Source organism: Eggerthella sp. BIOML-A1 (assembly GCF_009875595.1).
GTDB classification, from domain to species: domain Bacteria; phylum Actinomycetota; class Coriobacteriia; order Coriobacteriales; family Eggerthellaceae; genus Eggerthella; species Eggerthella lenta.
This window is the reverse complement of sequence record NZ_WWRZ01000003.1, coordinates 62,552-87,627: the sequence shown is the minus strand read 5'-3', so window position 1 is coordinate 87,627 and position 25,076 is coordinate 62,552. Positions and strand designations below refer to the sequence as shown.

The 25,076-nt window shown below is 65.3% G+C and carries 17 protein-coding genes; 10 read left to right on the top strand and 7 right to left on the bottom strand.

The genetic code is table 11. From position 1 onward, the window contains the following. Positions 1 to 894, bottom strand: coding sequence for a hypothetical protein (locus GT590_RS03960; RefSeq protein ID WP_114554779.1), 894 nt, complete (start codon positions 892 to 894; stop codon positions 1 to 3). 243 nt (positions 895 to 1,137) lie between these two features. Between GT590_RS03960 and GT590_RS03955 the strand changes: the two genes are divergently transcribed. Beyond that, positions 1,138 to 2,322 (top strand): 4Fe-4S binding protein, encoded by a 1,185-nt coding sequence (locus GT590_RS03955; RefSeq protein ID WP_161170921.1) that lies wholly within the window; start codon positions 1,138 to 1,140, stop codon positions 2,320 to 2,322. On the opposite strand, the gene GT590_RS03950 is transcribed toward GT590_RS03955, so the two are convergent. Continuing rightward, the gene (locus GT590_RS03950; RefSeq protein ID WP_158539340.1) at positions 2,319 to 2,489 is read right to left on the bottom strand and encodes a hypothetical protein; all 171 of its coding nucleotides are present in this window, start codon (positions 2,487 to 2,489) and stop codon (positions 2,319 to 2,321) included. The two genes, GT590_RS03955 and GT590_RS03950, sit on opposite strands and share 4 nt — an antisense overlap. A 134-nt stretch (positions 2,490 to 2,623) precedes the next feature. Beyond that, the gene (locus GT590_RS03945; protein WP_161170920.1) at positions 2,624 to 4,216 is read right to left on the bottom strand and encodes a helix-turn-helix transcriptional regulator; all 1,593 of its coding nucleotides are present in this window, start codon (positions 4,214 to 4,216) and stop codon (positions 2,624 to 2,626) included. 212 nt (positions 4,217 to 4,428) lie between these two features. Between GT590_RS03945 and GT590_RS03940 the strand changes: the two genes are divergently transcribed. From GT590_RS03940 to GT590_RS03930, 3 genes are read left to right on the top strand one after another with little or no spacing between them, the layout of a single operon-like run. Next, the gene (locus tag GT590_RS03940) at positions 4,429 to 7,737 is read left to right on the top strand and encodes a molybdopterin dinucleotide binding domain-containing protein (RefSeq protein ID WP_161170919.1); all 3,309 of its coding nucleotides are present in this window, start codon (positions 4,429 to 4,431) and stop codon (positions 7,735 to 7,737) included. Positions 7,738 to 7,740: 3 nt separating this feature from the next. Next, positions 7,741 to 8,400: a 4Fe-4S dicluster domain-containing protein gene (locus GT590_RS03935; RefSeq protein WP_057384952.1), complete on the top strand. Its 660-nt coding sequence runs from the start codon at positions 7,741 to 7,743 to the stop codon at positions 8,398 to 8,400. A gap of 3 nt (positions 8,401 to 8,403) precedes the next feature. Continuing rightward, positions 8,404 to 9,303 carry a DmsC/YnfH family molybdoenzyme membrane anchor subunit gene (locus GT590_RS03930; protein WP_161170918.1) on the top strand — a complete coding sequence of 300 codons (900 nt, stop codon included), beginning with the start codon at positions 8,404 to 8,406 and terminating at the stop codon, positions 9,301 to 9,303. A gap of 531 nt (positions 9,304 to 9,834) precedes the next feature. Here GT590_RS03930 and GT590_RS03925 read toward each other — a convergent pair. Further along, complete coding sequence (locus tag GT590_RS03925; protein ID WP_229117019.1) at positions 9,835 to 11,217, bottom strand: LuxR C-terminal-related transcriptional regulator; 1,383 nt, start codon at positions 11,215 to 11,217, stop codon at positions 9,835 to 9,837. 359 nt (positions 11,218 to 11,576) lie between these two features. Here GT590_RS03925 and GT590_RS03920 point away from each other — a divergent pair, with 359 nt between their 5' ends. From GT590_RS03920 to GT590_RS03910, 3 genes are read left to right on the top strand one after another with little or no spacing between them, the layout of a single operon-like run. Then, on the top strand, positions 11,577 to 14,720 hold the full coding sequence (locus GT590_RS03920) for a molybdopterin-dependent oxidoreductase (RefSeq protein ID WP_161170916.1): 3,144 nt from the start codon (positions 11,577 to 11,579) through the stop codon (positions 14,718 to 14,720). 3 nt (positions 14,721 to 14,723) lie between these two features. Continuing rightward, a complete protein-coding gene (locus tag GT590_RS03915) occupies positions 14,724 to 15,389 on the top strand; it encodes a 4Fe-4S dicluster domain-containing protein (RefSeq protein WP_021409700.1) in 666 nt (221 codons plus the stop codon). Beyond that, a complete protein-coding gene (locus GT590_RS03910) occupies positions 15,389 to 16,288 on the top strand; it encodes a DmsC/YnfH family molybdoenzyme membrane anchor subunit (RefSeq protein ID WP_161170915.1) in 900 nt (299 codons plus the stop codon). The genes GT590_RS03915 and GT590_RS03910 overlap by 1 nt, the downstream gene beginning before the upstream one ends. A 499-nt stretch (positions 16,289 to 16,787) precedes the next feature. Here the strand turns inward: GT590_RS03910 and GT590_RS03905 are convergent, their stop codons facing one another. Continuing rightward, positions 16,788 to 18,269, bottom strand: a complete 1,482-nt coding sequence (locus GT590_RS03905) for a helix-turn-helix transcriptional regulator (protein ID WP_161170914.1) — start codon at positions 18,267 to 18,269, stop codon at positions 16,788 to 16,790. Between the two features lie 268 nt (positions 18,270 to 18,537). Between GT590_RS03905 and GT590_RS03900 the strand changes: the two genes are divergently transcribed. Together GT590_RS03900 and GT590_RS03895 are read left to right on the top strand one after the other, a co-directional pair. Continuing rightward, positions 18,538 to 20,361, top strand: coding sequence for an FAD-binding protein (locus tag GT590_RS03900; RefSeq protein ID WP_161170913.1), 1,824 nt, complete (start codon positions 18,538 to 18,540; stop codon positions 20,359 to 20,361). 275 nt (positions 20,362 to 20,636) lie between these two features. After that, entirely contained in the window at positions 20,637 to 21,614 is a 978-nt protein-coding gene (locus GT590_RS03895; protein ID WP_114551869.1) for a hypothetical protein, read from the top strand. An 11-nt stretch (positions 21,615 to 21,625) separates the two neighbouring features. Here GT590_RS03895 and GT590_RS03890 read toward each other — a convergent pair whose 3' ends face one another. After that, a complete protein-coding gene (locus GT590_RS03890; RefSeq protein ID WP_114533730.1) occupies positions 21,626 to 22,408 on the bottom strand; it encodes a 4Fe-4S ferredoxin in 783 nt (260 codons plus the stop codon). 177 nt (positions 22,409 to 22,585) lie between these two features. Between GT590_RS03890 and GT590_RS03885 the strand changes: the two genes are divergently transcribed. Beyond that, positions 22,586 to 23,275 carry a peptidylprolyl isomerase gene (locus GT590_RS03885; protein WP_114519841.1) on the top strand — a complete coding sequence of 230 codons (690 nt, stop codon included), beginning with the start codon at positions 22,586 to 22,588 and terminating at the stop codon, positions 23,273 to 23,275. Between the two features lie 36 nt (positions 23,276 to 23,311). On the opposite strand, the gene GT590_RS03880 is transcribed toward GT590_RS03885, so the two are convergent. Then, positions 23,312 to 24,919, bottom strand: a complete 1,608-nt coding sequence (locus tag GT590_RS03880) for a LuxR C-terminal-related transcriptional regulator (RefSeq protein ID WP_114550310.1) — start codon at positions 24,917 to 24,919, stop codon at positions 23,312 to 23,314. Positions 24,920 to 25,076: the final 157 nt, after the last annotated feature.

Below are 25,076 nucleotides of genomic sequence, written 5' to 3'. Positions count from 1 at the left end.
CTAGTCCTCCTTGGATGCGGCGGGAGCAGGGACTTCGGGGGTTTCGGGCTGGGCGGCGGCGGGTGCGCCCTCGTCTACGACGTCTGCCAGCATATCGAGGCCGGCGCGTCCGATATCGGTGATGCACCACGCCTTCCTCCAGGCCAGCGCGTCGCATTTCTCCAGCCGGTCGACGAAGTGGGGCGCGTAGAAGCGCGGCTTCTGCACCAGCGGGTCATGGTCGACCGCGTTGTTGATGGTGGGCGTCGTGGTGCCGCCGTCCGCCGCGCACAGGCGGAGGATGCGCTGGTAGATGGGGGCGTAGGCGGCGTCTTCGTCCAGGAGGGCGCGCAGGCGCTCGAGCGGCTTGTCGGCCTCAAGCGCCGCGCGGCCCGGCTCGGTGATGCGCCAGTAGATCTCGACGGGTTCGCGGGCTTCCAGGTATTCGACACCGTCGACAACGACGGTCTGCGGCTCGGCTTCGATGTTCTCCGCGGGTTCGCCCTCGGCCGTGACGCGCTCGATAGCGCCCGCCTTCTCCAGCAAGGAGCACAGGTTGGCTGCACTGTACACCGAGAAGTTGTTCTCCTGCAGCTCGTCGACGCGAGCGTTCACAGCGGATGCCGGCTGCGGCTCGTCGCAGGCGGTCAGGATGCCCAGCAGCACCGTGCGGCGCGGTGCCATGGCCTTCAGCAGGTCGGCGATGCGCTCTTCGGCGGGCTTTTCGCAGGTGGCAGGCGCGACGGGCTTGTCGTCGTCGTGAGCGAGCGCGTCTTCGGCGGCGCTCACCGTGGCGACGAACTCGTCGGCGCGGCCTTCGGTCTCGGCTGCATCGTCTTCGAAATCTTCAAGTGGATCGAACCCGTCGTAGTCGGGTTCAAGAGAAAGATGCTGGTTCGTGGAATCGTGAGTCATGTTCCGCCCCTCGTCAGACATTGTTTGCAACTTACGGCGCACGGCACCGCGAAACCTCACCCCTGAGGTTCCCACTTTTGCAAACAATGTCCGCTTCGCACGCGATCGGCGTGCCGGCGGACTCCCCAAGGCCACATGATAGGGGAGGCTCGCCGAAGGTGTCAAGCGCGTTTTTTCTCGCGTGAGACGGCGAAAGTGGTTATACTGTGCGGTGCAAGGGGGTAGACGAGAAAGGGTGAAGTCATGGCTCACGTGACGAATTTCCTCGGTCTGCTCGAACAACTTCAGAGCGCCGACATTACGGTTCATCAGGGCCGTTGCGCTGTTGTGCGCAATCGCAACGCAACGTGCATGAAGTGCGCCGATGTGTGCACGAGCGGTTGCATCTCCTACGACGACAACGAGCTGGTCATCGAACCCGAGCGGTGCATCGGGTGCGGAACCTGCGCTACCGTGTGTCCCACCTGCGCGCTCGAAGCGCATCGCCCGAACGATGCCGAGCTGTTGCAGGCGTGTCGTGCGGCGGCTGACCCGGCTGACGGCCAGGTGGTTATCGCCTGCGATCAGCTGCTTGCCGCGGCCGACGGGTTGTACGACCCCGAGAAGGTGGTGGGCGTCACGTGCCTGGGGCGCGTGGAGGAGAGCCTGCTGGTCACGCTGGCGGCGTTGGGCGTGCGCCGCGTGAGCCTCGTGCAGGCGCGCTGCGCGCAATGCGAGCATGTCTCGGGTTTCGAGATGGCGCGGGTTGTGTGCGACACGGCAAGCGCGCTGCTTGCAACCTGGAACAACGATATGCGCATCGACCTGGCGGAAAAGCTTCCCTCATCCGTGCGCCGGGCGGGCGACGAGGGCTACGACGCGAGCCGTCGGAGCTTCTTCTCCAGCATGAAGGACGAGGCTAAGAACGTTGCGGCGGTGACGGCTGACTACGCCGTCAAGGACGCATTGGGTGTGGAGGAGCGGCGGGAGCCGAGGTTCGTGAAGGTGGGCAAGGACGGCACGCTGCCTCACTTCATTCCCGACCGCCGCGAACGTTTGCTGGCCGCGCTCGATTCGTTGGGGCAGCCGCAGGATGTGCTCATGGACACGCGCTTGTGGGGCCATGTGATCATCGATCCCGAGAAGTGCTCGTCGTGCCAGATGTGCGCCACGTTCTGCCCCACCGGGGCCATCGCGAAGTACGCGGGTGAGGACGGCTCGATCGGCGTGACGCATCGTCCGGTCGATTGCGTGAAGTGCCGCTGCTGCACCGACATCTGCCCGGAAGGCGCGCTCGAGTTGTCCGACGAGGTGTTCGCCGTCGATCTGCTGTCGGGCGCGCAGGAGCGCTATCCGATGAAGCCGCTCAAGAACCCGCCGGGCAACCCGCACCAGATCTGGCACTCCATGAAGGATCTGCTCGGCTGCGACCAGGTGTACGAGCGCTAACCCTCGTGCGCGATGTCGGGGCCGAAGCGTCGGGCTTCTTCCTCGAGAGCGTCGGGGAAGAAGCCGATGGCGCTGGTGCGCTCATCGGCTCGGAACAACGCGTAGTAGGGAAAGCGCGCCTCGGCGTCCGCGAAGGGGAGCGCGCAGCTTCCTTCCGACTGCGCCAAGGCGACGCATCTAAGACTTCTCTACGCTCGACATCGCGGACAACATCCTGGTGGTGGAGGAGCCCATCCGGAAGCGGCAGCCGCAGTCGGGCGCCCGGCTCGGTACGCCCTTGGATCTCTGGCGGCCGCCTCGCTTACGCGACTTCTTCCTCTGAGCCCTCCACCAGGTCCATCAGCTCTTGCTGGGTGTGGATGTCGAGCTTTTTGTAGATGTGGCGCATATGGGTGCGGGCGGTGCCCTCGGAGATGTAGAGCTGCTCCTGGATGTAGGCGGCGTTGCGGCCTTTCGCCAGCAGGAACAGGACTTCTGTTTCCTTCTTCGACAGGAGGTAGCGGTTAGCCACCAGCTCGCACTTGCGCTTGAACCGCCCGGCGCGCGCTTTTTCGGGGGACTCGGCGCGCTCGCGCCCGCGGAGCATCTCGCCTGCCGGGTTGTCCGATTCACCCACGATGAGGGCGCGCAGCTCGCTGCCGCGCGGCAGGGCGCCGAAGCCGAAAATGATGCATGCGAACACGATGATCAGCGTGTTCGCCGGATTGGTTGCGGAGTCGAGCGCGGGGATGGCGAAGGAGGCCGTCATCCCGATGAGCGCGCCCAGCGCGAGTGCCCCGCGTCCGAACCCGAACACCACGAACGACGTCAGGCGGAAACGCTGGGTGATGTCGGCGTAGCTCACCCACATGGTGCCCTCGAACAGGAGGTAGCACAGCAGCAGCGCGAACGTGGTGAAGGGCGTCGCGTCGGCGATAAAGTAGACCGCGACCAGCGCGATCGCGATGAGGGGCAGCAGGGGGCGGAACATGAAGTTGATGTGCTGGCGCTGCGTTAGCATGACGGCGATCATGAGCGCGCACGCCGTGAGCGCGGCCGCCCCGATGCAGACGACCTGCGTTCCCAGGCCCCCTACCAAGTGCATGTCGGCGATGGCTTGCGTGCGCACGGCGCCCAGCGCGAACCCGAACAGCAGGCTGGGCGCGCACAGGCGCAGCGCGAACGGGGTTTTCCTCACCTTGAGCGTGATGGCGGCGAACTCGAGCTTGTCGACGAGCACGGTGCTGCACCGGTAGAGGCACCAGCACTCGAGGAACGGGATGAGGGCCGCGGCCAGGGCTCCCAGCGGATGGAGCAGGTCCAGGTTAGACACTGCCGTGTACAGCGCGATGCCCGCCACCAGCGAGAGCGCCGTACTGGTGACGATGGTGGCGATGTCGCATTGCCCGAACGACACGCCGTAGCTCATCAGGAGGATGGCCGAGCCGATGCCGGTGGTCGCACCTCCCGCCGCGAGCGCGGCGATGCCCGCTGCGCTTCCGACGTCCGCCAAGCACATGAACAGCGTGCCGGCGAAACCGAGCGTCGCGCCGATGAACCGTAGGCGTGCGCGTCGGCGCTGCGTGGCGAACAAACGGCGGTATGCGCGCGATAGCACGCCGTAGGACAGCAGCGTCATGACGAAGAACACGAGCGACACGGGGTGGAAGAGCCCGGCCGGCACCGCCGGATCGGCCGCGTTCCAGAAGAACAGCTGCTGGCCGTTGAACATCGTGAGGTAGACCCACGCCCAGTGGGCACCGAAGCCGACGATGAGCGCTGGCGACAGCTTTCCCAGCGAGAACCCCTCATCCTCGCGCACCTCCACTTTGACCCGCGGAAGCTTGATTTCCATCAGGTACCCGCTTTCCCCCTCGTCTGCGAACCCTTGCTGTTCATCATACTGCACCGTCATCGGGTTGCTGCTCCGCACCTGCCACCTTTCCCCTTTGTCGATGGCTGTTTCCTGGGGTTTTGCGAAAAATCATAGCCACGGTATGATGCCCCGCCACTCCGTCTCGACGCAAAATCATAGCGCTGCTGGGAGGGGATGCCCGCCTTCACCGCTTAGGATGGCTCCATCGTTTCAGGTATGAAGCGAGAGACGAGAAAGGAAGGTGGGGATCAATGACTCAGCTCACGCTCACGCGCCGCAGCTTCATGAAGGCGATGGCGGTCACCGGTGCCGCTGCGTCGCTCACGGCGGTCGCCGAGCCGATGCAGGCGCTTGCCGAGGGCGTCGATGCCGATGCGGGGGAAGTCAAGCGCGTTCGCTCGTGCTGCCGCGCTTGCGGCAAGGTGGAGTGCGGCGTTTGGGTAACCGTGCGCGACGGCAAGGTCGTCAAGGTGGAAGGCGACGAGTCCGCGCCGCAAAGCCGCGGGCACTGCTGCTCGAAGTCGCAGTCATCGATGCAGGCGCTATATCATCCCGACCGCCTTCGTTTCCCGGTGAAGCGTACGAACCCTAAGGGCGAGGACGATCCCGGTTGGGTGCGCATCACGCTGGACGAGGCGTTCGAGATATGCGGCGAGAAGCTCAAGGAAGTGAAGGAGAAGTACGGCGGGGAGTCGATCTTCGTGATGTGCGGCACGTCGCGCGTGTGGTCGCTCGGGCCTTATCAGGGCATGAAACAGCTGTTCGGCACGCCGAACGCGCATTTGGCCTACCAGGTGTGCAAAGGCCCGCGCCACTTCGGCGGCATCATGACCGACGAGATGGGGTCCCCGTGGATGGAGGTGGAGGCCGAGCCCAGCGTGTACGTGCAGTGGGGCACGGCGTGCGAGTATTCCAACTACGACTCCACGAACCGCACGGTCACCGACGTCGCGCATCGCGCGTCTAAGCATATCGTGGTGGATCCGCGCGTCACGCCGCTGGGCAAAGAGGCCGATATCTGGCTGCCTCTTCGTCCCGGCACCGATGGCGCGCTGGCGCTGTCGTGGCTCAACTGGGTCATCGAGAACGAGGCCTATGACGACACCATGGTGCGTCGCTGGTCGAACGCATCGTTCCTCTACGTCGACGACAAACCCGAGCTCACCGAAGGCTGGTTGGTGGAGGGCAATGGCGGCATCAACATGAAGACGAAGCTGCTGACCGAGGCCGACCTCAAGGAAGACGGCAAGTACCAGCGCTTCATCGTGTGGGACGAGGCGAACGAACGTCTGACGTACTGGGACGCCGAGCTGGGCAAGTGGGAAGGCGAGGAGCACCGCATCCCTACCACCGGCACGTGGATCGAGCATCCGTACAAGCCGCTTGTGGCCGACGCGTGGCTGCCCGACCAGTCGACGTTCGCCGATCCGGCCACCGAGCCCGACCGCTTCCCCGACGGCTCGGACGCATGCAATCCCAAGGGCTTGCCGAAGCGCCCAGCGCTACTTCCCGGAGAGGTGGAGGTAACGCTCAAAGACGGCTCTGTGCACAAGGCGCGTACGGTATGGGATGCTTTCCATGAGCTGACCAGCGAGTATACGATGGAGAAGGCGGAAGAGGTCACCGGCGTTCCAGCCGCGAAGAACGAGGAAGCCGTGCGCGCCTGGACGACGCGCATCAACCCGCTGCACGGCAACGGCGGCATCCACTTCCAGCTGGCCACCGACCAGAACGGAAACTCCATCCAGAACGTGCGTGCGCTGCAGATCCTGTCGTGCATCACCGGCAACTCCGACGAGCCGGCAGGCAACCGCGGATCTTCAAAGGCTCAGTTCGACGGCAACCCCGGTCGCTCCAATATGCAGCTAGGGGCGCCGTACGGCGATGCGGCGAAGACGTGGGAGGGCCGCGATGTCGACCTCGAAGGGCTCGCCGCAAAGATGCAGGATTTCGTGCGATACCTTATCGACAACGACTCGCCTTTGGTCGAGCGCTACGGCAACAAGGTTCCTTCCGATGCCGAAGCTCTCGTCATCGCCAAGCGCATGGGTGGTGCGTTCCGCGCGTCGCAGGCGTGGCCGAATCCCAAGACCGTGTTCGAGCGCCAAGCGAACGAGGTGGATGCCGAGCGCTTCCCCCTCAATCGCTACTGGGCTCGCTGGGCCGACTCGAACGCCATTTGGGACGGGTGCCTCGACAACAACGTGCCGTACCAGCTGCACGCGGGCGTGTGCCAGTCTGGCGACTTCATGAACATGGGCAACATCGATGTGGCGTGGGAAGCTATGACCAAGCTCGATTTCTTCACCGACATCAACCTGTGGTTCTGCCCGAACAACGGCAACGCCGATGTCATCTTCCCGTGTTATCACTGGCTGGAGGTGGACACCACGCGTGTCAGTCAGGGCGCGGGAGGATTCTTCGGCTGCGGGTGCGCCGCTGTCGAGGCGCCGGGAGAGTGCATCTACGATCCCGACTGGAACGTGGGCATGTACAAGGCCATGGGCGTGCCGTGGAACACGAAGGACGAGTCGGCCGAGCCGTCCGAGATCCTCAACTTCGGCGAGAAGACCGACTACCGTTGGCCGAACCGCAGTCGCGTGCTCAAGGACAACGTGGACGCGTGGAAGACAGCCGAGTTCCCCGACGGTCCCACGTGGGAGCAAGCGAAGGAGCACTTCCAGAAGAACGGCTGGATGGATTGCCGCACGTGGCATCCCGAGCGTTGGGGCACGTACCGCCGGCACGAGATGGGCTGGCGTCGCCAGCAGGGCGGCTTCAACCTGTTCCCGTTGGTGGACGACCATCCGGGCTTCATGACGCCGTCGGGCCTCATTGAAATCTGGTCGCTCGTGTGCGAGGCGTACTTAGGCGACGAGGACAAGTTCCCCGTGTACCGCGAACCCACGAACTCGCCGGTGACCACGCCCGAGTACTTCGACGCCGCGAAGGTTGCCGACATCGATGAGTCGAAGCTGCGCAACATGGATTATCCCGCCAGCCTGCAGGAGCACCCCGATGCGACGTTCCTCATGACCACGGGCGCGCGCCAGCCGGTGTACTTCCACAGCGAGCATCGCCAGCTGCCGTGGTGCCGCGAGCTGTGGCCCGCGCCGCGCCTGGAGATGAACCCGAACGACGCTGCGCGTCTGGGGCTCGAGCAGGGCGACTGGGTGTGGATCGAGAGCCCGTGGGGCAAGGTGCGCGAGGTGCTGGATCTGTACTACGGCATCAGCAAGGGCGTGGTGAACGCGAACCACGCGTGGTGGTTCCCCGAGATGGACACGGCCAGCCACGGCTACGAGCTGGTGAACATCAACTGCGTGATGGATCCCTACGGCCAGGATGTGGTGTGCGGTGCAGCAACGATGCGCTCGGTTCCCGTGCTGGTGTACAAGGCGACCGAGGAGAACTCGCCGTTCGGCAACCCGGTGCCGTGCGACCCGCAGGGCAATCCGTGCATCTGCGACGCGAGCGACCCGCGGTTGAAGGAATGGATGGGAACGGGGCTGCGTTCCCGCGTTGAAGGCGAAGAAGCGTGGGCCGGAGAGGGGGCGTAAACGATGACGCAGTACTCAATCATCACCGATTTGAACCGGTGCGTCGGCTGCCTTGCCTGCACGGTCGCGTGCAAGGCAGCGAACGGCGTGGGCGTGGGATCGTTCTGGATCAAGACGCTGCGCGTGGGGCCGAACCCGATAGAGGGCGGCAGCGGAGACTGGCCTGACGTTGAGATGTACTTCCTGCCCATCCAATGCCAGCATTGCGCGGATCCCGAGTGCGTGAAGGTGTGCCCCACGGGCGCCTCGCATAAGGCGGCCGACGGTACCGTGCAGATCGACAAGTCGAAGTGCATCGGCTGCCAGTTCTGCGCGATGAGCTGCCCCTACAACGTTCGCTACCTCAACGAAGAGGAGCGCGTGGTGGAGAAGTGCACGCTGTGCGAGCAGAAGATCGCCCAAGGCGAGCTTCCGCAGTGCGTGGCGCAATGCGGCTCGCGTGCGCGCTTCTTCGGCGACTTGGAGCAGGGCGTGGACGGGTTCGAGGCACCGGCTCCGCCTCAAGCCTTGTCGTGCGACTACGCCGAAATGCAGCAGACGCGCGTCACGCTGAAGGAGTACGTCGAACCGTATACGGAAGACGAAATCCATCGTCTGCCCGATGTTGGAAATGGCCCGGAGCTCATGTACCTGCTGCGCTCCGACCGGAAGTGGAGGGGGTAGACCATGGAATTGCAGTGGCCTTTGATCGTGTTCACCACGCTGGTGGCGTGGAGCGCGGGGCTGTTCGGGACGCAGGCCCTGATGGCCGCGTTCGGGACGGGCAAGCGCGCCCAGGTGCCGGCCTGGATATGCTCGGCGGTGCTCTTGGCCGCCGGCGGGATCGCGGTGTTCTTCCACCTCGAGCACTGGGAGCGCATCTTCAACGGCTTCGGGCACCTGACCTCGGGGATCACGCAGGAGCTGATAGCCATCGTCGTGCTGGCCGCGGTGGCCGTGGCCTACCTGGTCATGCTGCGCAAGTCCGACGACGGCGCGAGCGTGCCGAAGTGGCTGGCGTGGGCCTCGGTCGCGCTGTCGGTCGCGCTCGTGGCCGTCATGGCGCACTCCTACACCATGGCAGCCCGCCCCGCATGGGACAGCGTGCTCTGGATCCTCTACGTGCTGGGCAACGCTTGCGTGCTGGGGCCTGCGACGTTCGCGTTCCTCATGGCCGCAGCGCCTCCCGCAGGTCAGCCCGCCGAGCGCGCGGCCGACGCCGGGGCCCCCGCAGGCCTCGCCGCCCTCGTAGGCGCCGCCGCGAACGCCCTGGCCGCCCTCGCCTTCGCGATCTTCCTCCAGCTCTCCGCCGGCTCCTTCGCCGACGTCGGCTACTACTTCGACCCGACGCACCCGACCAGAGCCATGGCCGACGCCGCGGCGACGGTCGGCGCGCAGGCGCCCCTGCTGTGGCTCGGCGCGGTCGCCGTCGGCGCTGTCGTCCCGCTCGCGGCGGCCTTCATGGGCGGGCGCTCCGGCAACTGGAGGCTCTGGGCCCCGGTGACGATCGTCGCCGCCCTCATCGGCGCGGTGTGCATGCGCGCGGCCTTCTACAACCTCGGCCTCAGCGTGTTCATGTTCTACTAGGATGGCTCCGCCGCGCCGCCGGTCCGGGCGGCGCGGCCTCCGGCCCGCCCGCGGGAGCGCTGCTTGGCCGCATGCTTTCTGCAGACGTCGCCAGCCCTCCTCGAGCGCGGTTCGTCTCCCCAAACCCCCTTGCAAACGACGGATCGCCCTCGAGGAGGGCTGGCGGCCTCTTCGTCTCACGATATCCCTATCTAAAAACAGGATTCGATGCCCTTTCTGCAACTTTTTCGACTTCGTGGCAAACGTGCTCCTGAAGTCGGTTCCCCCATCAGGTGTTTTTGCGGCAGCAAGGAAGCGCGCAAGTGGAAGGCGACAGCGAGGCGCGTAGAAATCCCTGGTGGCGCTTCGTCCTGCTTGCCATGAAGTCGAAAAAGTTGCAGAAGTGGGTGCGATTCCTGCTTCGCGATCGCTTGTGAGTCACGAAGTTAGGGAAATGAGACATCAGCCCCGTCCCCTTGTCTCATTCTGCCCGCATCCGGATGCGGGCAGAATGAGGGTTGCAAGTTGCGATCACGCTTTCCGGTGCGTAAGCTATTCGCGTCCTTCGATCACGTCGAGGAACTCCTGCTTGCCATGAACGTCCATCTTCTGGTAGATGTGGCGCAGGTGCGTGGTCACCGTGCCGCGCGACAGATAGAGCTCCTCTTGGATGCGGGTGCTCGAGCGGCCCTTCGCGAACAGGATCATGATCTCGGTTTCCTTCGGCGATAGGCCGTACTCGCCGGCCACGTCTTTGCAGCGATCTTGAAAACGCTGGCGTTTCGGTTCGGCTACGTCCTTATCCTCGTCGCCCTTCGCCAGCGCGATGAGGTCGTTCTCGTTGAACACGAACATGTACGAGATGAGGATGGCCAGCGTGGCCATGAGCGCGATCAGGCTGAGGCTTTGCGGCGAGAACGGCGCGAACGTGCACACGAACTGTCCCAACGACGAGCCCAGCAGCACGCCGAGCGTCACCATGCCCCAGCCGATGCCGAACACCATGATGCCCGAAAGCCGGTACGTGAACGAGATGTCGGCAAGGAGTATCCAGATAAGCACGTTGAACGTGCCGTAACCCGCCAACGCGATGGTGCTCTCGATTTCGGAGAAACCGGTGAACACGGGCAGAAGCATGAAGAACACGGCCATGACCAGCATCACGGAGCGGTACACGGGGCGCAGGCCCGTCTTGCTGGAGAACAGCACGCAGCCGTAGATGATGGCGATGGTAAGCAGGCTCGACCACAGCAAGGGGAAACGGTAGAAGGTGTCCACGGTCGCGGCGTTCGCGGTGATGAAAACCGCGCGCACTACGCCGTCGGCCATGCCGATGAGGCATGCGCATATGCCGATCTTCCAGGAGAACTTGCCTAAGTGGATCTCGAAAGGCTGCACGACGGGTTCGATTTTCGACGACCACGTTTTCAGCTTCACGAACAGGATCCAACCGGAAATCGCGGGCAGCAGCGCACAGATCACGCATGCTCCAACGGGCGGCAAGGCGAGCACGGCGGGGAAGAGGGCCGCCGCGATGAGGAAGGCGAGCGGCGTTTCGAACGAAGTGCGACGAGGATCGACGTTGCGGTACAGCTCGCCGTACCCCAGATCGATCAATCCCGATCCGGCACCGGTCAAGATCGAGCCCAGCGCGCATAGCTCGATCGACGGAGCATCTGGCAGCGTCGCGTAGGCGAGTGCAAGCGTGCCGACGGTGGTGAGGGCCGGTCCGAGGAACCGGAAGGCGCGGCGATTGACAAGCGTCGCGAAGCGCCGATGGAAGATCGCGCTCGCGAACAAGGTGGCGCATAGCACGAGCGTCGACCCCAGATACGCTCCTCCGGGCAGCGGTTCGCCGTTCCAGGTGATGGAGCTAGTGGCGGTGCCCAGGAACATGAGGTACACCCAGGCGCGCGCCAAGGCGAAGCCGACCATGCGCAGGTTCAGAAGGCTTCGCGGCGACGTTTCCCGCAATCGATCCCGAGCGGTTGTCAGCGGTTTCGGCATGTGCGTCACGAGAATTCCCCCTCAAGATCTCGATCCCCTGCGGCTCATTATAGCGTGCTCGATCCTTCCGGCTTGCGTGGCCCGCTATGTTGATTTTTGAAGTCATGCTTTGTTTATCAGGGGTTTCTCCAAAATCATGGGAAACGCATGATGTCGCAGCGGCTGCTTCGCTCGACTTTTTGCAGAAATGCATGATGCGCCTAACGGCATCGCGGCGCATGCTCGAACAAAGCAGCGGGCGCGGAAGCCGCGGCCGCCGCGAAGGACGAGACGGAGAAGGAGGAGGAATGGGAGAGCTCAATCTGACGCGCCGTGCGTTCACGAAGCTGGCTGCCGTGACGGGCGCTGCCGTGGCCTGCACGGCCGCCGCCCCGAACGCGGCGCTGGCCGAGGATGCCGGCGCGGCTGCGCGCGGCGACGACATCAAGCGCGTGCGCACGTGCTGCCGCGGCTGCGGCAAGATGGAGTGCGGCGTGTGGGTGACCGTGCAGAACGGTCGCGCCGTCAAGGTGGAGGGCGATCAGTCGTCGTTCCAGTCGAGCGGTAACTGCTGCGGCAAGTCGCAGTCGTCCATCCAGGCGGCGTACCATCCCGATCGCATATACCATCCCATGAAGCGCACGAATCCCAAGGGCGAGGACCCCGGCTGGCAGCGCATCACGTGGGACGAGGCGATGCAGACCATCGGCGAGAAGTTCCAGCAGATCATCGACCGGTACGGCGGGCAGTCCATTTTCAACATGGCGGGTACGTCGCGCCAGTGGGTATACGGCCCCTATGCGTTCTACAAATGGTTGTTCGATACCCCGAACGCGCATGTGGCTTCCGAGATCTGCAAGGGGCCGCGCCGCCTGATGGGGTGGATCAGCTCGGTCGACGGCGCCCCGTGGATGGCGTTGCGCGACGGGCCGCGCGTGTACGTGCAGTGGGGAACCGCGCCCGAGAACTCCAACTACGATGACAGCTGCCGCAACCTGGTGGACAAGATGGCCGAGGCCGACGTGCACATCTGCATCGACCCGCGCCTGTCCGGCTCGGGCAAGGAGGCCGACTACTGGCTGAACCTCAAGCCCGGCACCGACGGCGCGCTCGCGCTGTGCTGGCAGCACATCATCATCGAGCACGACCTGGTGGACTGGGAGTTCGTGAAGCGTTGGACCGATGCGTCGCTTCTGGTGGTCGAGGACATGGAGCCTACGGGCGGCCGCTACATCGACCTGTCATCGCCTGTCCAAGTGCCGCCTTTGGAGGACCTCATCGGCACGAAGCTGAAGACCCGTCTTCTGAAGGAGAGCGACCTGAAAGAGGGCGGCAGCCCCCACAAGTTCTATGCGTGGAACAAGAACGCCAACGACGGCGCGGGCGGCCTGGTGTATTGGGACGCCGATGCCACGCAATGGGAAGGCTGCAACCACGTCGCCCCCACGCGCGATCAGATGGAAGTCGTGTACAAGGGAACGTCGCAGGAAGGCTATCTTCCCCCGCTGTCTTACTGGGAGCTGGAGGAGGCCGGCATCGACTTCGATCTGAAGGGGACGCACGAGATCGAGCTGGCAGACGGCACGAAGCACGTTGCCAAGCCCGTGTGGGCTTACCTGGAGGAATCCGTGAAGGAGTGCACTACGGAGTGGTGCCAGGAGAAGACGGGCCTCGATCCGGCGCTCGTGGAGGAGGCGTGCCTCGCGTGGGCGACGCGTCCTGAGGGCCAGACCTACGGCAATGGCGGCATCCATCTGAACCTCGCTCCCGACCAGGTGGGCAATTGCGCTCAGACCGTGCGCGCCGTTCTGCACCTGTCCTACATGACCGGCAACTTCGACGGCCCGGCCGGCAATCGCGGCCTGACCCGCACGCCGGTCGACGAGCAGGCCACCGCCGCTCCCGGCGTCAACATGCCGCAGGAGGTCAAGTGGACCCTCAAGGGCATGGAGGCCATCACGGGCGAGCCGCAGTGCCCGCCGTTCTACCTGCCCGACGTCAAGCTGGAGCCGACGAACATCCCCGACCGGCGCGAGATCCTCAGCAACATGGTGGGCGCCGAGAAGTTCCCGATCCTGCCGTACTACAACGAGTGGGCCGATGCCACGTGCATCTGGGAAGCATGCATCAACGGCGATCCGTATCCGCTCAAGGGCGGCATCAACGAATCCGGCTCGTTCATGAACATGTCGAACGCGACGCTGGCATGGGAGGCCTTGTCCAAGCTGGATTTCTGGGTTGACATCAACATGTTCCATCATCCCGGTACCGAGATGGCCGACATCATTTTGCCGTGCCAGCACTGGACGGAGCTGAACAACATCCGTGTGAGCCAGGGCGCGTCCGGCGGCATCGGTTTGACGCAGCGCGCCATCGAGCCGCCGGCGGACACCAAGTTCGACTACGACATCAACCGCCTGATCTTCGAGGCTCTCGAGAAGCAGGGTAATCCCAACGGGACGTGGATGAGCATCAAGGGCGATGGCCCGGGCGCATACCACCACGACGACCGCCTGGAGGAGTGGTTCCAGGCCCACAACGAGAAATCGGGTTTCGACACGCGGTATCCGGGTTGCAAATGGGAGCATTTCGAGGACTTCAAAGAGGATTTCCAGGAGAACGGCTGGATCAACGCGAAGGAGATCGAGCCCGACCGTTGGGGAACCTACCGCCGCTTCGAGACCGGTTGGATGCGCATGGGCAAAGACGCCTGCACGGCTGCTCCGTGGTCGGTCGACGACTCGGGCCAGCCGGTGAACAACTTCGGCTGCCCCACGCCCAACGCGCTCGTGGAATTCTGGTCTATGGCGTTCGAAACCTACTGCATCGACATGGCCAACGAGTTCGAGCCGGGCAAGTTCGATCCCATCAAGGAGATGATGCCGAACTACGAGCCGCCCGCGTCGTCCGCCGACGGCGGCAAGATCGACCTGGAAGAGTATCCCATCATCCTGACCACCGGTCGCCGCATCCCCGTGTACTTCCACTCCGAGCATCGCCAGCTGCCGTGGTGCCGCGAGCTGTGGCCTGCGCCGCGTCTGGAGATGAATCCGGCCGACGCTGCGGAACTGGGCTTGGAGCAGGGCGATTGGGCTTGGATCGAGACCGAGTGGGGCAAGGTGCGCCAGAGCGTCGATTTGTACCATGGCATCGCGAAAGGCTGGGCGAACGCCGAGCATGCCTGGTGGTTCCCGGAGCTGCCCGCCCCGACGCACGGCTGCATGCTGTCGAACATCGAATGCATCTGGGATCCGCACGGCCAGGACAAGTTCATCAGCTCGCATCACATGCGCGGCGTGCCGGTGAAGATATACAAGGCGACGCCCGAGAACTGCCCCGACGGCAAGGTCATCCCCTGCGCGCCCGAGGACGGCACCGAGATCATCTACGATGCCTCCGATCCGCGCCTGAAGGAATGGCTGCCGAACTACGAGATTCGAAAGGAGGCGTAGGCTATGACGCAGTACGCGATCGCCACCGATCTCAACCGGTGTGTGGGCTGCCTGAGCTGCATGGTGGCCTGTAAGGCGGTGAACAACGTTCCCATCGGCAGCTACTGGAACAAGGTGCTGCGCATCGGTCCTTCTCTGAAGGAAGGTGCTACGTCGTCGCATGACGTTGAGATGTACTACCTGCCCGTGCAGTGCCAGCATTGCGCCGACCCCGAGTGCGTCAAGGTGTGCCCCACGGGCGCCTCGCACAAGCTTGAGGACGGCACGGTGCAGATCGACAAGGCGAAGTGCATCGGCTGCCAGTTCTGCGCAATGAGCTGCCCCTACAACGTCCGCTATTTGAACGAGGAGGAGGGCGTCGTGGAGAAGTGCACCCTGTGCTCGCAGATCGTGGGGCAGGGCGGGTTGCCGCAGTGCGTCATCCAGTGCGGCGGCCGCGCGCGTTTCTTCGGCGATTTGGAGCAGGGGATCGAGTCGTTCGAGGCTCCGGCCGTCGGCTACAGCGCCGACCGTTCGTACGATGGCTTGTACGCGGGCAACCGCGTGACGCTGGGCGAGCTGGTGAAGGACTTCGACGCCGGCACCGACGTGCACCATCTGCCCAACGTAGGCAACGACCCGTGCTTCGCGTTCATCTTGCGCAACCGCGACTGGAAGGGTGATGAATAATGGAGCTCCAGTGGCCTTTGATCGTGTTCACCACGCTGGTGGCGTGGAGCGCGGGGCTGTTCGGGACGCAGGCTCTGATGGCCGCGTTCGGCGTCGGGAAGAAGGCGCAGGTCCCGGCCTGGATCGCGAGCGCCGTCCTTCTGGCCGTCGGCGGGATCGCGGTGTTCTTCCACCTCGAGCACTGGGAGCGCATCTTCAACGGCTTCGGCCACCTGACCTCCGGCATCACCCAGGAGCTGATCGCCATCGTCGTGCTGGCCGCGGTCGCCGTGGCCTACCTGGTCATGCTGCGCAAGTCCGACGACGGGGCGAGCGTGCCCACATGGCTCGCCTGGCTGTCGGTCGCGCTGTCGGTCGTGCTGGTCGCCGTAATGGCGCACTCCTACACCATGGCCGCCCGCCCCGCGTGGGACTCGGTGCTGTGGATCCTCTACGTCCTGGGCAACGCCTGCGTGCTCGGCCCCGCGACGTTCCAATTAATCATGGCTGCAGCGGGAGCCGGGGGCCAGCCCGCCGGGCGCGCGGCCGACGCCGGGGCCCCCGCAGGCCTCGCCGCCCTCGTAGGCGCCGCCGCGAACGCCCTGGCCGCCCTCGCCTTCGCGATCTTCCTCCAGCTCTCCGCCGGCTCCTTCGCCGACGTCGGCTACTACTTCGACCCGACGCACCCGACCAGGGCCATGGCCGACGCCGCGGCGACGGTCGGCGCGCAAGCGCCCCTGCTGTGGCTCGGCGCGGTCGCCGTCGGCGCTATCGTCCCGCTCGCGGCGGCCTTCCTCGGCAAGCGCTCCGGCAACTGGAGGCTCTGGGCCCCGGTCGCCATCGTAGCCGCCCTGGCGGGCGCGGTCTGCATGCGCGCGGCCTTCTACAACCTGGGCCTCAGCGTGTTCATGTTCTACTAGGCCCTTCGCCGCGCCGCTCGGACCGGCGGCGCGGCCCCCCGGCCCGCCCGCGGGGGCGCCGCCCGCCCGGGCGGCCTCCGCGGGTGGGGGTAGCCCCTCCCTCCCGCAAAATGTTCCACGTGAAACATCGGCAGCAAAAGAACGGATGTTTCAAGTGAAGCATCCGGGTTCCGCCCTTTCCGCACCCCTCCGGCCTCGAAGCCCCCTCCGAGCGCGGTTCGTCTCCCCAAACCCCCTTGCAAACGACGGATCGCCCTCGAAGAGGGCTTCGGGGTCCCGGGGTTCTTCGGCATAGGCGCAAATCGATACCCTATGACAATCCTCGCATCGTTCGAGATCGCACGTTGCCGAAGGTTCGAGACGCAACCAGGTCTAATGCGGGCGATCTGGCTTAGAAGCGCGTTCCAAGCGTGCGCAAATTGTCATGGCTGCCCATTTGCGCCCACGTGGCGGAGGAGGAGCGGAGGCGAGCCGTCACACCGCCTCTTCGCCACGTCGATCAGCCCCGTCCCCTCGGCTCGTCCGCGCTGCTCTCGCGTTCCAGCAGATCGATCAGCTCTTGCTGCGAGTGGACGTCGGCTTTGCGGTAGATGCTCTTGATGTGGCTCTTCACCGTCTCGTCTCCGATGACCAGCTCCTCGCGGATGTAGGCGCGGTTGCGGCCCTTCGCCAGCAGGAAGAACACCTCGATCTCGCGCGGCGACAGGCGGCAGCGGCGGGCCAGACGCGTGCCGGCCTTCTCGAAATCGGACGCGGCGTCGGCTTCCTCCATGGGCTTCACGAAGCCCCAGCCCGTGTTCGCCGAACCGCTTCCCATGGCGAACAGCGCGATGATCAGGATCGCGAAGATCACCCCAGCCGACACCATGGCCAGCCCCAGGTCGCTCTGGACGAACGTGAGCGCGATGGCGGCGGCTACCGATCCCACGAACTGGCCCAGCTGGATGCACAGCAGCCCCCAGCCCACCACCCATCCTGTAGGCACGCTGCCGCGCGAAGCCAGCACGGGCCACAGCGCCCACAGCACGATGTAGAAGTACTGGTAGCCGAGCTGATGCACGGCGGTGCCGATGACGTTCCATGGCTCGTGCATCGGCAAAAACAGGAACCCCGCGGCCATGAGCGGAAGCGCGATCTGGTACGTCAGGTGGTCGAAGTCCATCTTGCACACGCTCATCGCGACGAACGCGGCCAGCGCCCCGCCCGCGATGGCGATGATGTTCAGCTGGTCACGCACGCCGATCCATTCGTCGCCCACGGGTGCGATAAGCCCCTTCATGACGCCGAACGACACGCCGAAGAACACGGCGATCACCATCATGCGCATGGGTGGCACCGCGCGCACGCGCACGTTTCTCATGGCGCGCGGCGGCCGCGGCACGCTGCGCTTGAAGTGGACGAAGCACCCCATGCTGATCAGGGGGAGCAAGGCTACGATCATCTGCGCCGCGTCGATGGGCAGCAGGCTGATGACCAGGTACGTCACGGCTGCGAGCAGCAGCGCCGCCACGCTGTAGTTCACCGTGCGCTGCGACCCCAGCGAGGCCAAAAGCTCGGCCCACAGCACCACGACGATGCCGCTGCCCACGCCGGTGAGCAGCGAACCGGCCAGGTAGACGGTCGAGGCGCCGCCGCCCGTCATCACGAGCGACGGATGGGAGATGGCCAACGTGCCCAGCGCGGTGAGCGCAGCGGCGAGCACGGGGAGGCATCTCACGTCGGAAAGAGGGTTCCTCAAGTACGAGAGCAGCAGCAGAAACGCGATGGTCACCACGTTCGCCAGCAGCGAGGTCACCCACAGCGGCTCCAACGCGATGGTCGAAAGCCCTGCGGCCGCGCCGGCAGATTCCGACGAGTTGAGCAGCGTCCCCTCGGCGTAGAACAGCGAGCTCCAGAACACGCACCAGATCCAAGTCCAGTGCGCCGCGAACCCCAGCAAATCAGGCGTGCGCCACAGCTCCTTGCGCAACGATGGTGTCATCCGCATCCTCCCCTGCATGCATCGGCCGCCTCTGCCGCGCGGTGCGCGGGCGGGCGGTTTCGGCAGCTTTCCCCGCCAGAGATTATACGCGCAGACATCACCCTTTCCGCCTCGCTTGCGCGAAAAGGCATCCCCCAGGTAGGGGGAAATCGGGCGGGGGAGGCGAAGTTCCCCCGGCCAACGGGATGATGACCTGCAAGGTCGGGCGTACAGTCGGGGCAACGCGGCGACAAGGGGTCGCGGGTAGGCAACGGAGGAGGGAATACTCATGGAGGAAGAGAAGAAGCAGGGTCTTTCGCGTCGTGCGTTCTTGGGCCTGGGCGGCACCGCGCTCGCGGGTGCGGCGGTTGCCGGGCTGGCGGGATGCGCTCCGCAAAGCGGTGGCGACGCGGCAAAGGCGACGACGGAGGGCGCGACGGGTGGCACCACGGGCGGCATGCCGGTCGCCGAAAGCGGCGCCTCGGCCGGTCCCGACGTGGCCGGCATGCACAGCTGGGAGATCGCGCCCGAAGCCATCCCCGCCGACAAGATCACGAACACCGAGGACTGCGACGTGCTCGTCATCGGCGCGGGTCTGGGCGGCTGCTGCTCCACCATCGCCGCGCTGGAAGAGGGCGCGAAGAAGGTCATCACCATCGACAAGAACCCCGAAACGGTGGTCGCGCGCGGCGTGCATATCGCGGGCTTCCATACGAAGGTGCAGCAGGGCCTGGTGGATCAGGGCCTGCTGGAAGAGCCGAACTACAACAACGTCGTGCGCCGCTGGATCAACTGGGCGCAGGGCCGCGTGAAGGAGCCGCTGCTGTGGGAGTTCGCGCATAAAAGCGGCGCGTGCTTCGACTGGCTGTACGACTTGGCCACCAAGAAGGGCCTCGAAGCGCTTCTGTGGGACGGCTACTACAAGGGCCCCGACTACACCGAGTACCCGGTCACGCACATCTTCTACCAGGCCGACAAGTACGAGGAAACCATCAACTTCACGTTCTACCAGGGCTCGGGCGTGGGCGACGTGTACGGCAACGCGGTGCTCGTGCCGGCGCTGTACGAGACGATCGCCGACCTGGGCGGCGAGATCCGCTGGAGCACGAAGAGCGAGCGTTTGGTTCGCGACGGCAACGGCCCGGTGACCGGCGCCATCGTTTCCACCGGCAAGGACGAGTACACGCAGATCAACGCGAAATCGGTCATCATCGCCTCGGGCGACTACGCGGCCGACGACGAGATGTTCCAGTACTACTCGCCCATGACCGCCTACGCCATGGACGGCCGCTTCTACAACCCGCCCGACTGCGACACCGGCGACATGCACAAGCAGGCCATCTGGGCGGGTGCCGCCATGCAGAAGTCCGAGCCGCACGCAGCCGTCATGCACCTCGACTTCGGCGCGGCCAGCTACGGTTTCCTGCATGTGAACTGGGAAGGCAAGCGCTTCAAGAACGAGGACGTGAACACCCAGTCGAAGAGCGTCACGAAGGCGCTGCAGACGCAGAAGGACGCCTGGACCATCTACGACTCGCACGGCTTGGAGCAGGTGAAGGCGCAGATGGACGCCGGCCTCGGCGGCGGCTTGCAGTGGGGTCAGCTCACGCAGCCCGTGGGCGGCGAGTACAACCTGGAGGCTCAGCAGATCGTGCTCGAAGGCGAGATCGAGAAGGGTCAGACCGTGAAGGCCGACTCGCTGAAAGAGCTCGCGCAGAAGATGGGCGTGCCGCCCGAGAACCTCGAAGCCACGGTCGCTCGCTACAACGAGCTGTGCGATCTGGGCAAGGACCTCGACTTCGGCAAGCGTCCCGAGGTCATGGGCAAGGTGCAGGACCCGCCGTTCTACGCCGGCAAGCTGGTGGCCAGCCTGCTCACCATGTGCGGCGGCCTTCGCCAGAACCTCGACTGCCAGGTGCTCGACGCCGAGGACCAGCCGATCGAGGGCTTGTACGTGTGCGGCTCGGCTGCCGGCGAGTTCTTCGGCGCGGGCGACTATCCCACGTACGTGCCGGGCATCGGCCACGGCCGCTGCGTGACCTTCGGCCGCATCGCCGGCATCAACGCCGCCGGCGGCGACGCCGAGGCCAAGATCCCCAGCCTCGACATCTAAGCATACCTCTCGCAGGCGCCGCCATCCCGCGGCGCCTGCATCCCCGAAGCCGTCGCCCCCTCCCTCCCTGGGCGGCGGCTTTTTCAGCGTCCTGAAGGGGTTTGCGCCGTTGCTTTCCCTTCAATGAAAGGGTCGCAACGGTTGCGCAACGCGCGCGCGTTGCGCGGTGCTCGCACGACGGTATGGGCGACAATGCGCGGATACTGAACATTCCGCCGAAGCGCTTCGGCCGCCTCGGGCGCGCCGACGCTCGGCTTGCGTCGAAAGGAACCTCCATGCCCGCATCCATCCATCCTCCCGTGCAGTTGCATATCGTCCTCGACGAGGACAGCTACCAGGGCGGCGACAGCGTCGAGATGGCGCGCCGCTTCACGGCCGTCGCTCCCACCGAGGTGGTGCGCGCCGCGAAGGGCTCGCAGCGCGCGAACGTGCTGCGGTTCGACCTGGGCGACGACGCGGTCACCGCCGAGGCCGACGACGACCCGCTGTGGCGCGACGCGCTGGCTACGTGGCTCGACGAGGAGTTCGCCGAGACGTCTGCCCTGGTGGCGCGCGAGAACGATGCCAGACAGAACAACGGCGAGCAGCCGGTGCCGTTCGCCTGGGCCGAGGTGAAGTTCGGCGCGGGGCCGGTCATCGCCATCCGCATGAAGGATTCCTCCATCCCGCCCGAGGCTGCCGGCTTCGTCGCCCGTGCGCGCCAGCTGCTTGCGGGGGGTGCGTTCGGCGCGGATGCCATCGCCGCCATCCGCATTCCCGCGTGCGCGAGCATCGAGGCGCAGGTAGCCGACGCCCACCGCGCAGACTACTTGGAGTTGCAGCAGTACGAGGCGGCGCATCGTCCCGAAACGCAGGAAGTCGACCGGTATTCCGAAGAGGTGGACCTTGCGACGGGCGAGGGGTGGACCGACGAGCTGCAGGGCTCGCAGTCGAAGCGCGATGCGCCCACGGACAGCGAGCTTGCCGAAGCCGTGGCCGAAGCGGAGGCCGCGCTGCACCAGGGCGTCGATCCCTCGGACATCGCCGCCGAGGAGCGCGCGGCGGACGCCGAGGAAGGCGATGCCGTGGCGAGCGTGAAAGACGTGGAGGCAGACGATCGCGGGAAAGACGAGGCCGTTACGTCGGGCGAAGGATGCGCGATCGATGGCGGCAGCGTGCCCGAGCATCTCGACTATCGCGTGTGGAACGTGGCCTACGCCGACGGCACGTCGGTGCGCTTCGACTCGGTACTGGGCGAAGCGCTGCTGGACTAGCGCGGCGCGCCCTACCAGAACAGCTCCGGCTCCTTCCGCTCGAGGCATTTCGATTCCAGCATGGCTATCACCGCGTCGGTGGATTCGCTCGAGAAGTATTTCGCGTCTTCGGGGCAGCTTTTCACGCAGGCGCAGCAGTGGAGGCAACCCTCGCCGATGAGCGCGGGATCGTCTTCGTCGATGATGCCGAGCGGGCAGCGCGCCGCGCAGATGCCGCAGCTCGTGCACGCGTCGGTGGTGATGGGGCGCACGTCGGCGCCGGGCTTGAGCTCTTTGTAGGGGCGGTTTCCCTTGATGGCGGGTTGGGGCAGGCGGCTTCCGCGCGCCAGGCGCTCGCCCAGCTCTCGGCCGAAGCGCTGCGCTGCGGCAACGTCCGCGTCGTCGGGGCGGCCGCTTCCCACGCGGGCCGTCAGCGAGTGCTCGCCGATGAACGCGCCCGCCGCCACCACGTCGAACCCGCGCTCGCCCAGCAGGTCGGCGGCTTCCAGCAGCGCGTCGTCGAAGTCGCGGTTGCCGTACAGCCCCACGATCACGGCGGGCGTATCTTGGCCGATCAGGTGTGCGAACTCGTCGCGCAGCAGCACGGGCACGCGCCCGGCGTACACCGGGAAGCCGAACACCAGCACGTCGTCGGCGCCGCACGAGACGTCGGCCGGACGATGCCCCGGCAACGTGAGATCGACGATCTCGACGGAAGCGCCAAGCGGCGCAGCCAGCGCGCCGGCCACCTCTTCCGCGACGGTTTTGGTGGTATGCGTGGGGCTGAAATACGCGACGCGAACGATCGACGGCATAGCGGTTCCTCTCTTCTCCAACAACCTCACGATGATACTCCTTTTTGTGTAGATGCGCAGTCGGGGTCGTTCCCGCCTCGCTCTTCGGCAAAATACGATGCTCCATCTGATGCAAGGAATCGGGGCGCGGGTATCATGGGAGACGCACAAGGTTCGACATACACAAGGAGGCATTTCATGGGACGCATCGTTCTGCCCGTATACACCCCGTACTATATTCCCAACGGCAACGAGGTTGCCGTCATCGAGACGTCGCGCGGCACGATCCGCGTACAACTGGCCGGCAAGGACGCGCCCGTGACCGCGGGCAACTTCATCGAGCTCGCCGCACGCGGGTTTTACGACAAGTTGAAGTTCCACGCGCACAAGCCGGGCTCCGTGGTGCTGGGCGGCTGTCCCACCACGCGCACGCTGGGGCCTGCGCAGGTGGACGCGGCGGCGCGCGGCATGATCCGCGGCATCCATCCCGGCACAGGCGACGCGCGCTACACCATCGTGGACGAGTGGGAGACCAACCCGAACAACAAGCACGTGCTGGGAAGCCTCTGCATGGCGCACAAGTCCGAGCCGAACTCGGGTAGCTGCCAGTTCTACTTCTCGCTGTCCGAGCAGCCTGAGTTCGACGAGAAGTTCACCGTGTTCGGCCAGGTGATCGAAGGTATCGATACGGTGCAGGAGCTGGGGGTGGGCGACGCGATCAAAAGCATCGTCATCGAAGGCGCCGACGAGGAGGCGCTGGCCGAGGCGATCTCCCACGAGCTGCCGCGTCCGAAGTCGCCGAAGGAAGTGCTCGAGGAGCTCGATCGCGAGCGCGAAGAGCGCAGGAAGCAGGCCGAAGCGGACGCGGCCGCGGGGGAGGAAGAGTAGCGGGTTCCCGCCGGGCGAGGGCGGCGTCGCCCTCGCCTATTCGTACGTCTCAACCAGATCGATCAGCTCTTGCTGCTTATGCACGTCGAGCTTGCGGTAGATGTTCTCGATGTGCGTGCGGGCGGTACCCTTTGCAATCTGCAAGTCGCGGGCGATGATGGACAGGGTGCGACCGTACGCCAGAAGCACGATGACCTCGCTCTCGCGCGGCGTCAGGCCGTAATCTCTCGCCACGCTCGCGCAGTGCTGCTCGAGCCGCCCCGCGCCCGCATCGACAACCGCGACGGCGGGTGCTTCTTCGACGTCCTTTTCCTTGCGGCTTGTGCGCATGGTTTGCGACAGCTGCGCCACCACGCCCTCGGGCAATACCATGAACGCCACCACCACAAGGCACAGCGTGGCCAACATGGCCACGGCGGAGATCTGCATGTCCCCGCTGGCGATCATCGCGTCGCACGCCCTGCCCGCCATGGTTCCCGCTCCCATTCCCGCGAACATGAAGGCCACGCCCAACCCGAAGATATGCAGCGCGTTCTCGTTGCGTCGACGCGATACGTCTACGAACAGCACCCAGGTGAGGATGTCGAAGAACTCGTAACCCGCGTTGATCAGCAGGATGGACATGGCGGCGTGCGTGTCGAAGAACAGCGCAATGGCGACGAATCCCGCCACCATGATGGGCAACGACAGCCGGTAGGTGAGTGCGGCGTTGAAGCGCTCGCGCAGCTTCGCCACGATGACGAGGAACACCACGCCCACTACGATGAGTCCGAATATTGCGCTTCCGCCGACGAACGCGAACGGGTCGTCGTAGGCGGGTATGGCATCGAACAAGCGGCACAGGAACGAGAACGTCATGATAGAGAACATGAGCTTGCCCACGCCGAACTTCGCACCCGGTTCTTCCTCGGCGTCCCTCTGAGACGTCGAGCGGGCCGAGGGGTTGTCGGCATTCGCGTTCTCGACCGCGAGTTCCTCTTTGGGCTTCTGCGTGAGGTCGCTCCACGACAGGCCGGTGCGGTTCGCTTCGAACAGCAGCAAGCCGAACGATAACAGGGGTATCACCGCGAAGCCGATGAAGCTCGTATGATCGTTCGACATGCCGGCGACGAGCGCGGTGACGATGGCCGCCGCGGGGGAAGCGACGGCGGCGAACAACGTGGCGTGGCGGGCGAAGCGGTCGCCCCACAGCACCTGCAAGGGCCCCGCTCCCAAGCCGCCGGCTACGAACCCGACGATCATGAGCGCCTCGCTGTTCAGGGCTAGCGCCACGGGGATGATGATGCCGCTTGCGGCAAGGGCTACCGGAGTTGCGCGGAACAGCGCGACGCGCACGACGCCCTCGCGCTTGCCGCTTCGATTTGCAACGAACGACACGGTCAGCGCGCTGAGCGCGCCGAACAAGAGGTAGGCCCAGGTGAAGGATGATGCTGCGCCTGCGATGAGCGGCGCGCCCAGGCAGAACACGATCCATGCGCGGCACAAGCCGAACCCTATGACGGTTATCAGGTAGTCGAGCGTGCGCGAGTCGCGTTCCGCGGAGGTCGTTTCCGCGGCCGCCTCCGCCGCCTGGCCGCCCTCTCCTCCGTTCGGAAGGCCGCCGGTAGCGCCGTCCCGGCCTTCGCCCTTGGTTCCGTATTGCATGTGCATCTCTCCCCAGCGTTCATGCCACGGGCCGCGCCGAGCGACGCGGCTCCCTCCCGTTTGCAACAAAACTCATAAGTAGCATCATACGCAATTTCATACGTCGATCAAATCGGATGGAGCATCCGATAGGGGTCTGATCTGGAAAATCCTATTC